The sequence below is a fragment of the Chitinophaga filiformis genome, from assembly GCF_900102545.1.
Lineage (GTDB): Bacteria > Bacteroidota > Bacteroidia > Chitinophagales > Chitinophagaceae > Chitinophaga > Chitinophaga filiformis.
In genome coordinates this window covers 688,437-702,741 of record NZ_FNBN01000003.1, presented here as the reverse complement: position 1 = coordinate 702,741, position 14,305 = coordinate 688,437, and the positions used below count along the sequence as shown (strand labels likewise).

Here is a 14,305-nt window from a genome sequence, read left to right as displayed (position 1 = left end):
TTAAACTTGAAAACCATGAAACTACATAAACATATAGCGATACTCTTCATAACAGGCGTTGGCATCTGTACGCCTGCCTGTAATAAGTTCCTGGACAGGGTGCCACCATCCTCTTTAAAGGAAGAGCTGATAGCAAATAAAAAAGGCGTCAATGCAGTGCTGGTGGGTGCTTATGGTGCACTGGACGGACAGGACTTCACTGGTGGCGATATGACCAACCTCTCCGGTGGCGCAGGTTATGCCGTATCTCCCGACAACTGGATCTATGGCAGTGTGAGTGGTGGCGATGCCCACAAAGGCAGTGACCATTTCGACTCCCCTCCCACCCTTGATCTCGCCCGTTTCAGTGCCGGTGCTACCAACAGTTTCCTGAACGATAAATGGCGGGTAGACTATGAAGGTGTGACCCGCTGTAATTCTGTACTGAGACTGTTACCGAAAGTCACAGACATGACAGAAGAAGAAAAGACCGAAGCAGCAGCGGAAGCACGTTTTCTGCGTGGACATTACTACTCCGATCTGAAAAAGATGTTCAACATGGTGCCCTGGATAGATGAAACCACCACCGATATGAAGACACCCAATGACAAGGACATCTGGCCCCAGATAGAAGCCGATTTCAAATTCGCTATGGACAACCTGGCCCTTACGCAAAACGAAGTAGGAAGGCCGAATAAATGGGCGGCAGCCTGTTATCTTGCCAAGACATATATGTTCGAGCATAAATACACAGATGCCAAACCACTGTTCGACCAGATCACTACGCAGGGTATTACTTCCAAAGGCGATCATTACGCATTAAGGGATCGTTTCGAAGACAACTTCGATGCTGCTACAGAGAACACCTCTGAATCTGTTTTCGCCATACAATACGACGCCAACGACAACTCAGGTACTTCCGCCAATGCGAACCAGGGTGAGATGCTGAACTATCCGTACAACGGTCCGTTCAGCTGTTGCGGCTTCTTCCAGCCAACACAGGATCTGGTGAACTCATATATCACCGATCCCCAGGGCTTGCCTTTCCTGGACAACTACAACACCCACAATGTAAATACTGAAACAGTAGATCCTCGCCTGGACTGGACGGTAGGCCGCCAGGGCATTCCCTACCTCGACTGGGGCGTACATCCCGGCGATACCTGGATCAGGGAAGCGTCTACTGCGGGCCATTACTCTCCCAAAAAGAATGTCTACTGGCAGGCTACACAGGACGACTATTACGACCCTCGTGGATGGGCGCCTGGTAATGCCATCAACTATAACCTGATTCGTTATGCCGATGTACTACTCCTGGCGGCAGAATGTGAAGCACAACTGCAAAACTACGATGCCGCAGAAGCTTATGTGAACATCGTGCGGGAACGTGCAGCCCAACCGGCAAGCGCTGTTTACAAGTACAAGAACAACAGCGCCCCTATGGATGGCTTTTCTAACGTCCCTGCGGCTAATTATAAGGTTGCGCCCTACCCCGCAGGCTCCTTTGCTTCCAAAGGTCAGCAATACGCCTTAAAAGCCATTTATTTTGAACGTAAGCTGGAACTGGCAATGGAAGGTCACCGTTTCTTCGACCTCGTACGCTGGGGCGTGGCAGACCAGGTGCTGAATGCGTTCTTCGCTTTCGAAGGTGCACTAACACTCGATATACAAGGGGCGCATTTTGTGAAGGGGACGAATGAATATTTTGCGATTCCTCAGCGGCAGATTGATCTTTCTATTAATGGAAGCACGCCTACGCTGAAACAGAATAACGGATACCATTGATAGGATATGGCTGGTAAGTACTCTCTCTTTACAGTTTGAGAAAAGGCTTTCAGGTGTATGCCTGGAGGCCTTTTAATTTTTCCACTATAAAGCGTAGAAGGGCTTTGAAGTTGTGCTTCAAAGCCCTTCTATTTGTCTTTAATAGGTTATCTTTTTATGCACCTCCCCTTTCTCATCATAAAACAGGATCTCCGGTTCGTTTTTCTCATTAACAATCATCTCAAGACGTATCTTTCCCTTATCATCACGTACAAAGACGCCAGTTCGCTGTCCCTGCTGACCTGCAAACATGCGTGTATATCCAAAAAATCCTTCTTCTTTTAGTTGTTCAATCATGCTGTTTTGCTGCTGAACATCCTTGACATTCTTACGAATAGAGTCGATCTTTTCCATTGTCAGATTGAGCGGAAATTCAGGTCGTTCGTAAACAGATAGTCCTTTTGTATGGTTTCCGTTCTCTCGTTGAATATAAGACAACTGTACCATCTGATCCTGTTTGTATTTGTCGAATGTCATGCTCAACTCATTCTCACCTTTACCATTTTTTCCTTTTCCGGAATATATCAGTCCACCGCATTCTTCTCCTTCGGTGTTATAAAACATCAGGCCTGATTCATCTCCTCCCTGGCGGCTTAGTTTCTTATCGTTGACAACAGCTAAAGGAAGATGCCTTTTGCTAAACAGCGAAAGTTTGACAGTGCCATCGGGTTCTACGATTTCGATTTTTTCAGCGCGCAGGCTTTTTAGAATATCATCCTGGGCAGATTTGCGGAAACCATAGCCGATGAGTGCGAAGAGCAGCACGGATATGGCGATGGCGTATAAACGAAAATAGTTCATCTGGCGGCGGAGGCGTGTTAGCTCATTTTGTATTTCCTGCATGGTGTTGGAGTGGGTTTGGTTGTTAATGTGTCTTGAGGGGGGGAAATTAATAAAAGTTGGTAAATGCTGATTAAGCAAAAGCTGGTAGGTAAGAAAGGAATTTTCAAGAGTGTTAAAGACGACCATTTCAATCATGCATTCCTAAAAAGAATAATGACCTGATAATTAAATAGTTATTAAACTTTTCTTCAAATTCATCCTTGCAAATCGAGCGCTGAGCGCTAGCATTGCAGGGACAATCGATACACGACGCTCAACCGTCCAACGTAATACGAAGATCATAACTTAATATATATAGTCAGACAAACTTTGAAATTATCAACATTCAACATGTTGATATTATTTACTCAATTACAGATAATATTTTATCTATTTAAATTAACTTGCCCTCTTATATGTGAGCTCCAAAAATGTTGAGAAATGGCAATTATCTACCGAACAGGTGAATATTATACGCAATTCCGGCAACGACTTACTGGCTATTCATTAAAACAGCTTATTTCCTTTACCGGAATAGATGCAATCCATGAAATCTCTGATATAATAAAAAATGCTGCAATTGAGATTGATTGGTTTGAAAAAAACGCTAAAATCGAGATTGAGACTGACGTAGTCTTTATTAGAATTATTGTTAACACAAAAGATAAAATAGTAGAAAATCAATATATCAGAATGAAAAATGGCAACGAAGGCCAGGGCGTAGGAATTCTGATTTTTGAGCAACAGCAAGAGACTCTCTTTAGAGCCGGATATAAAAAAATAACATGCCTAGCCTACGGAGACAAACTTACGTTGGAGCATGCCGACTCCACAAAACAATTTAACGGGTACATTACCTGGATAAAGGCTGGTTTCACTATGACCAGAAAAAGTGAAGATGCGTACTATATCAATTTAGATAAAAGAAAAATTCCCCGCATGCCATTAAATGATTTATTGGAACAACGTCAGTTGAATGTATATATACCTGGACAAGGAACAAAACCAATGAGTGGAGAGGTTTACTGGCAAGAATATGGAGAATCCTGGGAAGGAGAATTTGAATTGAACAGAAATTCAAAAAACGTGAAAATTCTACATGCATACCTTGTTAAGAAGTATGCAGGAAACTTCGAAAATCTAACACATACACCGAAATCAGTTAGATTTACATCATAGGACGAGCTGATTAGCCCATGTCCCTAAGCCTTTCCTGGAATTTCATTTTATAACTTCCAAACTGGGCCTCGTCCATAAGACGGAACTCTTTTAAAAGATTCGCTTCAACTTGCGTAGAAGGAACAACATTCGCAATTCCCTGATTTTCTATTTTTCTTAAAAACATTGCTTCTTCCAGTAAATCTGCCTGCAAAGAATATGTGGTAGTAAACTTCGCGTTACTCCAATTTCCAACAGGGAGTTTTCCCGCTAAACCGCTCACCGGTTTTTCAATTACATCGCACGCGGAGGCATTTCTGTCGTTCGGGAATAAACTATGTTTTTGTTGGATTTCTTTTCTACTCCACTTTGACACTTTGGAGTGGGCATTCCTGCTTCTCTCTATTTGTCTGCTATGCATGATGGAATCATTTTATTTCGGAAGTGTATACAAATTAACTCCATGAAATTAATATAAGCAAATTTTTTTGCTGCCTGTAGGCTTTTTGACTGTATTTAGTTTAACATTAGTAGAGAAGGGGCCATAAGCCCCCTCTTACCAATATCCTCCTACTTATTAAGATTCGGATTATTCTGCTCCTCCGCCTGCGGTACAACAAAAATATAATAAGGACTATTCGCCACAAAGTTACTCCCATCTGAAAAGCTGAGCGTTGTATGATATTTGGCATTTACTTGTTTAGTAGTACCATCCGGCGTCACTACCGTCACCTTTATATCTTTGCCATCAGTATCCACATAAGGTTTTCTCACAACCGCCAATTGATTACGGATAATGTCCGACAAGCCAAATCCTTCGCCCCACAGCTCTTTTCTCCTTTCTATCAATATCTCTTTTATCAGGCTTTCCTGTGTAGCCCCGGCCGGTTCAAACGTTTTCGCTCCTCTTGCAGTACGGAGCTGATTCAACGCATTAATACCTTCATTCAGATTGCCTGCACGTGCATAACCTTCTGCTTTGATCAATATCACTTCTGCACTTCTCATGAGCACGAGATCTGCCGTCTGATCTGCTCTGAACTTAAACTTCTTGTATTGCAGATAGCCTTCTCTGGCCGCGGTAGAACCATCCCATGAGAAAAGCGTTTTACGTATATCGCCTGCGTCAAACAGCTCTGCGAAAAAAGGATCGGCCATAAAGCTGTAGTAGTAGGAAGACGCAGAAGATACGTCGAGGAAATGAAAACTATAACTTCCATCGCTCTGACTGGGGATTTCAGGATGCCCCCAGATCCACTCTGAGTTACCCACATCATTGAACCCCTTGCTATATTCAACCGGCGCCATTAATGGATAATTCCGTTGTGCCTCATCTGCTGCAGCTGCAGCCAGGTCCCAACGGCCGGTATTTAAGTATGCACGTGCCAGCAGACCATTCACCACGTCGGCATTGATCTTGTATTTAGCGGGCCGCTCGTAGTTGGCCAGCAGGCCTTTTGCCTGCAGCAGGTCAGAGAAGATCAGTTCATAGATCTCTTTCAGCGAAGCTTTCGGATTGCCTTGTGTCGCTGCTGTTGTTGGCGTAGTATAAATAGGTGCCGTTTTAGCGAGAGAATCTTTCAGGAATGAGAACTGGTAAAAGGAAACAATAGTCAGGTAAGTATGCGCCCGTAATGCCAGCGCCTGTCCTTTGAGTTCCTTCTTCGCAGTGGCGTCGCCTTCTACCTTGTCGGCGTTGGCGATGATGATATTGCTATTATTGATGATCTTGTAGAGCTGCCCCCATATAGCACTTACACGCGCCTGCGTTTTATCATTCATCTGCGTAAAACGGTAAGCAGTGGGAAAACCGTATTTAGTAGTGATCAATGCTACATCATTTGCCATGGCATCACTGGTGAGCGCGATGGTCTTGAATCCGGGATTACTGAAGGTCCCTCCGTAAAAATCATCCATCATGGCCGCCCAGGTACCTTCTGAAATAGTACTGAGGTTATCCACATTCTTCAGCACAATATCTTCTGATACCGCATTGGAGGGAGCGGTATCCAACTGCTTGTTGCAGGCCGACAAACCAATGATCAGCGCTGCCGTATATGTATAAAATCTGTTTGCTTTCATTTCATTTGATATTAAATGTTACACATTAAAGTCCTATCTGTAAACCCAGTGAGAATGTCTTCATCGCCGGATACTGATAGTAAGTGGTACCATCTATAGACTGTTCCGGATCCATTCCCTGATGACCATAAAAAGTGAGCAGGTTTTCACCCAGGGCATACACTTTCAGGCTGCCAATACCGATGCGGGATAACAACTGTGCAGGCAGGGAATATCCAAGCGATACCGTTTTTAGACGCGCATAAGTGGCACTGTACAGGAATCGTGTAGAGGTGGAAGTCCAGTTCAGGTTATCAGTTGTAAGCCTTGGCACATCGGTGTTAGTGTGCTCGGGAGTCCAGCGTTCCAATAGTTCTGTAGACCAGTTACGACCAGGGCTTGTAGCACCGCTTAACAGTGATACATAGTCAAGATCCAGCACTTTACCACCGATGCTATAAGCTAGTAAGAATGACAATTCAAAGTTTTTATAATTAAGCGTATTGGTGAAACCACCCGTTACATCCGGCAAAGCAGAACCAGCATAGTACTGGGTAGCACTGGCATAATTGGTTGTAGTTATTTTCTTACCATCTGCACCGGTCTGATACCATAACGGATTACCGGTTTTTGTATCTACACCGGCCCATTCACGCAGGTAGAACTCATAAATAGAACTGCCTACCATAAGCTTTTTGGTACCGCTTATGATTTCCTTTTGTGGCAACTCTGTGATCTTATTCTTATTATGGGCTACATTTAGTGCTACCGTCCATTTGAAATCACGGGTTCTCACAGGTATCACATTCAATTCCAGTTCCACACCGGTATTACGCAAGGCCCCGATATTGGCGCTGATAGATCCGAAGCCCGTAGATGGCGCCATAGGCTTTGCATATAGCAGGTCCTTACTGGTCCTGTTATAATAGTTGATGGTACCATACAGGCGGTTGTCAAACAATCCGAAATCCAGCCCTATGTTCAGATTAAGATTGCTTTCCCATTTCAGGCCTGGTGTGGCAAGCCTGGAAGTTATAACACCGCCGTTGCCCAGGTTATTCTTAATATCAAAGAGCGCCAGGTAAGCATAGTAGCTGCTTAGATTGTCATTGCCGGAAGCACCATAACTACCTTTCAGTGTCAGGGCATTCAACCAGCTAATAGAACGAAGGAATGCTTCCTCCGAGATACGCCATGATGCACCGGTCGACCAGAAAGTACCCCAACGGGAATCGGGCGAGAAGCGGGAAGAACCATCTCTTCTTACTGAAGCGGTGAAATAATATCTGTTCAGGTAATTATACTGGCCCTGCCCAAAGAAGCTCAGTTTTGTATAGTTATCTGAAATGCCGGAAAAATCATTCAGCTGAGAAGCTGCCGCTGGTTCGTACAAATCGGGCAATGCAAACTTCTGCCGGCTTCCGCTCTGGGTGCTGGAATTGAAATAATAATATTCCTGACCAGCCAGCAGATTGAGATGATGACCACTTAGCAGGTCAATATCGTATGTGAAAATGTTATTCCAGGTATAGATCAGTTTTCTGCCATTGCCTTTACTGATAGTACCGCCGATTTCAGCATCACCTCCAACTAATGGATTGGTATAAACCAACGAATTATTGTTGACATAGTCGATATTATAGCTGGTTTTAAATTTCAGGGTTTTGATAAGAGTTGCTTCGAGGAATGTTCTCGCAGAAATGTTCTCATTGGTATACCTGTTTTTATCCAGCGGCAGGGAACCGATCAGGTTTTCACGGGCCAGCGCTGCTGAAGGACGGTAAGCACCATAGTCGAATTGCTTCTGTCCGCTGCCATCCAGCTTGTAGGAGCCATCCTCATTGCGTTGATAGATGGGATAAAAACCCGGCACTGTCCTGCCAAACAATACAACGTTGTCTGTACGGGAATCTGCAGACGTAGGGTAATCCTGTGCAGAGCTGGAACCGGTCACATTAAGCCCCACCTTCAGCCATGGTTTAGCCTGTAAGGTGATATTGCTTCTTACATTATAACGTTTGAAGCCGGAACCCATATAAGCGCCCTCATTGTTGACATAGCCACCGCTGACATAATAAGTGGACTTATCGCTGCCGCCACTGAAGCTGAGCTGTGCCTGTGTATATTTTCCGGACTGCTGTATACCTTTTTCCCAGTCATCATTCCACAGGGGCTTTGCGCCTGCCACGATCTTTCCATCTGTTCCAACGGGCTGCGGAAAGCCGGGACCATAGGGATTGATGCCCAGATCAGATACGACACGTGCGCTGGCTGTTGCGGCTGCCTGTGTAGGCGTTTGACCGTTAGTCAGCTGCTTATTACGCAATGCTTCCCAGTAAAGCTGGAAATACTGGTCTGTATTGATCTTGTCGTAGTCTTCCACAGCACGGCTGCTCCAACCCTGATTAAATACAGCGTTTACGGCCGACTCGCCTTTTTTACCCTGCCTGGTTGTGATGATAATAACGCCATTGGCTGCACGCGATCCATAAAGGTTAGCAGCTGTAGCATCTTTCAATACACTGATAGATGCAATGTCTGCTGCGTTGAGCGCGTTAATATCTCCGTCATACGGAGCACCATCCACAACGAACAGCGGAGCACTGGAGGCATTAATAGAGCCAACACCACGAATGCGTATGGTAGAGCTGTTGCCTGGTTGTCCGTTTGCAGATGTAGTTTGCAGACCTGTCACCAATCCCTGTAATGCATTGGTAACATTAGGCGTAAGCCGGTTATTGATCTTTTCTGCACTAACGGTAGATACAGCTCCCGGATACCCCGAGCGTTTTACATTCGTGTAAGCTACTGCTACTACTTCATCCAACGTTGTATTAGCAGGCTTCAGGAGAATAGTGATATTCGCATCTCCTTCGCGGACTTCTGTCTCTACGGTTTCCCTACCGATGAAGGAAACAGAAAGCACTGTCTTGCTGCCGGGAATATTCAGCTGAAAACGTCCGTTCTGGTCTGTTGCTGTGCCAAACGAAGTTCGGTTGATCTTGACTGTTACTCCTGGCAATGGCTGCCTGTTTTCTGCAGCGAGTACCTGTCCCTGTACTTGTCTTTGCTGCGCAAAAAGCCCTGTGCTTAATAGCAGCGTAAGCACAAGGGTTACATTTTTCTTGAACATGGGTGTTTAGATTATAAGAATAGAGAAATACATTACCTGTAGGCAATAGTATATTATTCAGCTGCCGGGTGGAAGCAGCTGGCAATAATTGCATTTATTATGTGTGTAAATTAAGAGGTGCTACAATAGCAACTGATGCTTACAGACAAAGATGTTGAATGGAGTAATGTTGATAAAAGTACAGCTGGTTTCATAAATCCTGGTTCTTGTCGTTTATCCCAGTCTATTGACTGCAATAACATATCGGGCACTGCAAAAATAATATAAATTAATAGTCTACCAAAATAGTGGGATAATATTTTAAGCCAATTTCAAACATCTTATCTTGAGTGATGGGGCATGATATGTAGTGACTAACTTACTTCCCGATAGCGCTTGTTAAAGAAATAAATGGACTATTTCTTTTACCCGGATATTTCAACGATGGTCACCTTAACTATTCCTAATGATCTCCCAAAACACAATCCCCCTCCTATCCCTAAACCCCAATCTCTCATACACCTTCCTCGCCCTTTCATTATTCGTCAGAAAATGCAGATACAGCGCATTCCCCTGGGTCACATTCTTATTCACAATATGCGCTACCAATTGGTGCGCATATCCCCGTCCTGTAAATGCAGGATGCGTGCACACCGCGCTCACCTCCACCATTCCTGTTATCTTCGTACGTTCGCCAGCGATAGCCACCAATTGCCCTTCCTGATAGATACCATAATAAGTACCCAGCAAAGGCGTGTTCCTGTAAAAGAATCCCGGCTGTACCAGGTTAGTGAGCGTCAGCATTTCCTCTACATTCTCTAAGGGAACAACATCCGGACCAGCTACTGACACAGCCTGATCACAGGTCATCTGTATACAATCCAACTGTCTTACCAGTGCCCAGTTAGGAGGTAGTACAGGTAGCTCACCGATCATGAGCATCTTTTCTCCCACAGATGTCCAGGGTAATATTTCGTTCAGATCAGCATGAAGCGGATCAGCACATCCCATGAATTGCAGAATGTCTGCGGGATATCGTTGCACACGTTCCGTTCCCTGTGCGAATGTCTTATGCGTTGTTTGTAAGGCGTGCCATACCGGGTTATCTAATGCAGCATAGTTTTGCATGGTACAGATTGATGCTTGTTTTGTAATAAGTCTTATGCAGTGAAGAGCGAGAGGAATGTTACATACTCCTCAAAGACCTCTTTGTTGATCTTATATTTTGTATTACGACCTTCTTTTTCAGCCAGCAGCAGATCAGCATCTACAAGCTGTTTAATGTGATGGGAAACAGTAGACTGCGCCAGGTCCAGCATATCGAGGATCAATGTACATGGAGTCCAGTCCTGTTCTTTACGAATGGCCTCCACGATTTTAATACGATATGGATCCCCAAGTGCCTTGGAAATCTTCTCAATTCTTTTAATGTCTAATTTCTTATTCATCGATGCAAATTTATCGATTATGCCTTTTGGAAGACGTACAGACCATCTCTCATAGTGTCATTAGAATGTCAAATATCGATATATTCTCAGCCATCAAATTGTGACATAACATTTTTTACTACTGTAAAAGATACACTTCTATAACCCGGTACATAATCAAGTATTTAAACAGCCCTTGTAAAGCTTTTACCATAGTGTATTCGGTGAGATAACCCATATATAACCCATATATAAGCCATATATGACCCATATATAACCCATATTTATAGAGATATGGGTTATATATGGGTTATATATGGTTTGAGGATGGTTTATCTATGGATTATAAAAGGGAACCGACCGATATAAAGCAGGCTTAGGAGTACGAACTGGTCGTACTCCTAAACTGATATTGCACTATAAGATCTTGCTTACTTAGCGGCTGCAGTTGCCGGCGAGAGGAGCTTACAATCCGTCATCCAGTTGGTCAGCAGCTGTGGCCACGCCCGGACAGACTGTAGATTGGAGCGGTAACCCATATTGAAGGCATGGTTACCATTAGCGAAAATATGTGCCTCCACTGGCACTTTTGCCTGCCTGTAACGCTCCAGGAGGCTAACGATAGGGGCAGAACAGCATTCATCGTCATTAGAAGCAATCAGAAAGGCCTTAGGCGCATCCGCAGGCACTTTTTCTGGTATACCCAGGGGACCAGGGTATACCAGTATCTGGAAATCCGGTTTCCCATTCAGCCGGTCAATAGGATCTTTGGCTTTAGGATCCCCATACCCCGGACCATAAGCCACCTGGGCCACCACTTCTCCACCGGCAGAAAAGCCCCAGATACCCACCCGGTTGGTGTCGATATTCCACTCTGCCGCATGGCTGCGTACAAAACGCATGGCGCGGTAAGCATCCTGTCTGATCTCCTTTTCCAGGGTGTAAGGGGAATTTTCCTCCCGGAACAGGCGGTATTTCAGGATGATGGCCGCTACGCCTATACTGTTCAGGAAACGGGCCGGATCACGTCCTTCAGAATTGTAGACAAGCAAACGGAAGCCACCTCCCGGACAGATCACTACCGCGGCGCCGGTCGCCTTTTCCTTAGGAGGAAGATAGATCGTGACAGAGGGATTGTGGATATTCTTTACGTAGTAATCTTTGGCCTCTTCCGGCTCGTTTTTCCGGTTTTCATACCCCGGAGCACCATCGGGCCACAAATAGAAAGTTTTGGCGGTATCCTGGGCTATAATCGTGGAAAATGGCAACAGGAGGAACAATGCCTGAAGAATATACCTGTATAGCATAGACTGAGTAGTTTTACTTACAAGATATACTTTACCAGCCGTATAAATTAGTAAATTAGTAAGCGCAACTGTCGACACATTTTTTCACCTCAAAAAGTTCCAACCCATGGCAAACTTCATCCTGCTGCCTGCCACCCAGACCCAGACCAACGCAGATACCAACCCGAAAGTAAAAGACTTCCTCACTACAGTACTCGAACCGGCTGTTAAAAGCGATTCCCTGAAACTAAGTGCCAGGATGCCTGCCAAACAAGAGAAAAAGATCCCGGTGAAGGTGCTGGACTCTATACAGGAAGACGGCGCCAAACTGATAGAGCTAAGCGACAATGAGCTGGCGGATTTCCGCTTCTCCTATCCCGGATTCAGGATCATCAAAGAGAAGTTTTATAAAAAGGCTATTATCTATCGCGAAGCAATAGAGAAAAAGGCGAAGAAAAGCCAGATCAATAACAAGCTGCAGATCACGGTCACAGACAAAGAAGGAAACCCGCTAAAAGACATTTATATCGTCGCATTTACTGATTTTGAGAACAGACTGGGCGATTCCGGTACCACCACAACCAAAGGCAAGATAACGCTCTCACTGAAGGGCAAACGTATACAACGGATCTACGTTTATCCGGAACACAGTTACTGGGGATATTACCGCGCCAGCTTTACCGCTACCGCTTCTCTTCATATCGCGCTGACATCTATAGACATCAACTACAAAGACGTACTACGATACTTTTATCCTACCGCCAGCTGGCCCTCAATACCCGCCAGTATCCGTGTGGGAGTGATCGATACAGGTGTTGGTCCTCATAAGGACCTGGTAGTATCCGGTGGAATGAACTGTGTAAAAGATGAAGATCCGAAAGATTATAAAGACAACGGCGAAGGGCACGGTACTCATGTGGCAGGTATTATCGGGGCTTCAGGAGGCATTCATGGCGTGGCTGCAGGTGTAGAGATCTTTAGTTACCGGGTATTCCCTGTCGGAAAATCAGCCTCTAATTTCTATATCATGAAGGCCATTAACCAGGCGATCCTCGATAAATGTGATCTCATCAACATGAGCCTGGGAGAGGCAGAACAGGATGAAGGCATTATCAGTTACATCAAACAGGCTTATAATGCCGGCGTGCTTTGTTTTTGTGCCAATGGCAATGACGACCGTGACAAAGTGAGCTTCCCGGCGTCTTACAGCCTTTCTGTAGCGGTATCGGCAATGGGCAGAAAGAAGACTTTTCCCTCCCGTACCGTACAAACTGCCAGTATAAAAGCGCCCTATGGGAAGGACAAGGCCAATTTCATTGCAGACTTCTCCAACATCGGACCGGAAACAGATCTGACAGCACCGGGTGTAGGTATTATTTCCACCTTCCCCGACGACCGTTACGCCATCATGGATGGCACCAGTATGGCCTGTCCGGCAGCTACCGGAATGGCAGCCCGTATATTGTCTGCAGCCCCGGAGATACTGGCTATGCAACGTACCCAGGCAAGGGCGGATGAAATGCTGAAATATTTATCGGCCAGGATCAAATCCCTGGGATTTAAGCCTACCTTTGAAGGGAAAGGTATACTCCTGAGTGAGTAAATGAAATGATAGGTATGGGCAACTATATTCTGCAATATATCGGAGATGGGACGCCTGATGCGCAACAGGTGCAGAAGATCATACATACCTGTAACCTGCGTATTGTAGACGACAGTCTCTTCCCCATGACAGTACTGCTGGAGCTGGCAGGAACCGACATTACGAAAGTGCGGCCTGAGTTAGGGAAAGAATGGTCACTTACCCCTGAAAAGGAATATCACGTGCCTGATACCAGGCGAAAAATAAAGAAAGGATAATATCAGGTGGAAGTATCTGTATCGTCCCAGTCCTGCACACTCATAAAGCGTCTCAGCCAGTTCAGCGCCAGATGCCGCTCAAATGAAGCGGGTACGTGTACGTCTGCCCTGCTTTTTCCGCCACTGAACAAGGTATCCCTGAAATGACTGGTGGTCAGTTCGTAGAAGATATTCTCGTCATAGATCTCTGTAGTATCTCTGAAAGTCAGCTGACTGAGAAAAGGTTCCAGTTGATCGCCCAGTGCCGGCAGCTGCTGGATCATATTGTTGATCTGCGCTTCTGTAGCTTCTTCTCCAGGCATTGGTTTATCGTCTACCAGGCCGAGTGCCCAGGCCAGTATATAGGCTGCTTCAATTTTCCAGGATAGGTCTACTATCTCGTCTTCCCCGGTTGTCCGGCTGTTCAGGTATGCTACTTCTTTCTCGCTCACATGCGACCAGATGTTCTCTTCCTTGAGCCATTTAACGATACCATATTTCTTTGTCTCATCCTGTATCGTATAGGCAATAGCAGTGAGGATCATCACTCTGCAACCCACCTCTCTTGGTGTCGCAAAATGCTCCTGATCAAAGTTTAGGTATTCCGGATAAGAGATCTGATAATTGTTGACGCCATGTAGTGAAAGCCGTTCCTCAATTCTTGTAATTCGTGTTGCCAGCATTTATTTTTAAACTTCTACTTTATTTATTCACAGGATTTTATGGCTTAAATATACAAATTATCCCGATATATGAAGCTTTATATAATGACAACACCATTTTAGTTTTGAAAATGA

At 45.0% G+C, this 14,305-nt stretch carries 12 protein-coding genes; 4 read left to right on the top strand and 8 right to left on the bottom strand.

What is annotated here, in order from left to right; all coding sequences use genetic code 11:
• Nucleotides 1-15 precede the first annotated feature (15 nt).
• Nucleotides 16-1,764, top strand: coding sequence for a RagB/SusD family nutrient uptake outer membrane protein (locus BLR32_RS15060; protein ID WP_245705437.1), 1,749 nt, complete (start codon nucleotides 16-18; stop codon nucleotides 1,762-1,764).
• A gap of 138 nt (nucleotides 1,765-1,902) precedes the next feature.
• On the opposite strand, the gene BLR32_RS15055 is transcribed toward BLR32_RS15060, so the two are convergent.
• Nucleotides 1,903-2,781 (bottom strand): hypothetical protein, encoded by an 879-nt coding sequence (locus tag BLR32_RS15055; RefSeq protein WP_143011480.1) that lies wholly within the window; start codon nucleotides 2,779-2,781, stop codon nucleotides 1,903-1,905.
• Nucleotides 2,782-3,066: 285 nt separating this feature from the next.
• On the opposite strand from BLR32_RS15055, the gene BLR32_RS15050 reads away from it, so the two are divergent.
• Nucleotides 3,067-3,804, top strand: coding sequence for a hypothetical protein (locus BLR32_RS15050; RefSeq protein ID WP_089833157.1), 738 nt, complete (start codon nucleotides 3,067-3,069; stop codon nucleotides 3,802-3,804).
• Between the two features lie 10 nt (nucleotides 3,805-3,814).
• On the opposite strand, the gene BLR32_RS15045 is transcribed toward BLR32_RS15050, so the two are convergent.
• From BLR32_RS15045 to BLR32_RS15020, 6 genes are all read right to left on the bottom strand, one after another.
• Nucleotides 3,815-4,204, bottom strand: a complete 390-nt coding sequence (locus BLR32_RS15045) for a hypothetical protein (protein WP_089833156.1) — start codon at nucleotides 4,202-4,204, stop codon at nucleotides 3,815-3,817.
• 149 nt (nucleotides 4,205-4,353) lie between these two features.
• The gene (locus tag BLR32_RS15040; protein ID WP_089833154.1) at nucleotides 4,354-5,865 is read right to left on the bottom strand and encodes a RagB/SusD family nutrient uptake outer membrane protein; all 1,512 of its coding nucleotides are present in this window, start codon (nucleotides 5,863-5,865) and stop codon (nucleotides 4,354-4,356) included.
• A gap of 25 nt (nucleotides 5,866-5,890) precedes the next feature.
• The gene (locus BLR32_RS15035; protein ID WP_089833152.1) at nucleotides 5,891-8,977 is read right to left on the bottom strand and encodes a SusC/RagA family TonB-linked outer membrane protein; all 3,087 of its coding nucleotides are present in this window, start codon (nucleotides 8,975-8,977) and stop codon (nucleotides 5,891-5,893) included.
• Nucleotides 8,978-9,409: 432 nt separating this feature from the next.
• Nucleotides 9,410-10,084: a GNAT family N-acetyltransferase gene (locus tag BLR32_RS15030; RefSeq protein ID WP_089833150.1), complete on the bottom strand. Its 675-nt coding sequence runs from the start codon at nucleotides 10,082-10,084 to the stop codon at nucleotides 9,410-9,412.
• Nucleotides 10,085-10,116: 32 nt separating this feature from the next.
• Entirely contained in the window at nucleotides 10,117-10,404 is a 288-nt protein-coding gene (locus BLR32_RS15025; protein ID WP_089833148.1) for an ArsR/SmtB family transcription factor, read from the bottom strand.
• 410 nt (nucleotides 10,405-10,814) lie between these two features.
• Complete coding sequence (locus tag BLR32_RS15020; RefSeq protein WP_089833146.1) at nucleotides 10,815-11,690, bottom strand: alpha/beta hydrolase; 876 nt, start codon at nucleotides 11,688-11,690, stop codon at nucleotides 10,815-10,817.
• A 106-nt stretch (nucleotides 11,691-11,796) separates the two neighbouring features.
• On the opposite strand from BLR32_RS15020, the gene BLR32_RS15015 reads away from it, so the two are divergent.
• On the top strand, nucleotides 11,797-13,272 hold the full coding sequence (locus BLR32_RS15015; protein ID WP_089833144.1) for a S8 family peptidase: 1,476 nt from the start codon (nucleotides 11,797-11,799) through the stop codon (nucleotides 13,270-13,272).
• Between the two features lie 14 nt (nucleotides 13,273-13,286).
• A complete protein-coding gene (locus BLR32_RS15010) occupies nucleotides 13,287-13,529 on the top strand; it encodes a hypothetical protein (protein WP_143011479.1) in 243 nt (80 codons plus the stop codon).
• 2 nt (nucleotides 13,530-13,531) lie between these two features.
• Here the strand turns inward: BLR32_RS15010 and BLR32_RS15005 are convergent, their stop codons facing one another.
• The gene (locus BLR32_RS15005) at nucleotides 13,532-14,191 is read right to left on the bottom strand and encodes a DUF4272 domain-containing protein (protein ID WP_089833141.1); all 660 of its coding nucleotides are present in this window, start codon (nucleotides 14,189-14,191) and stop codon (nucleotides 13,532-13,534) included.
• Nucleotides 14,192-14,305: the final 114 nt, after the last annotated feature.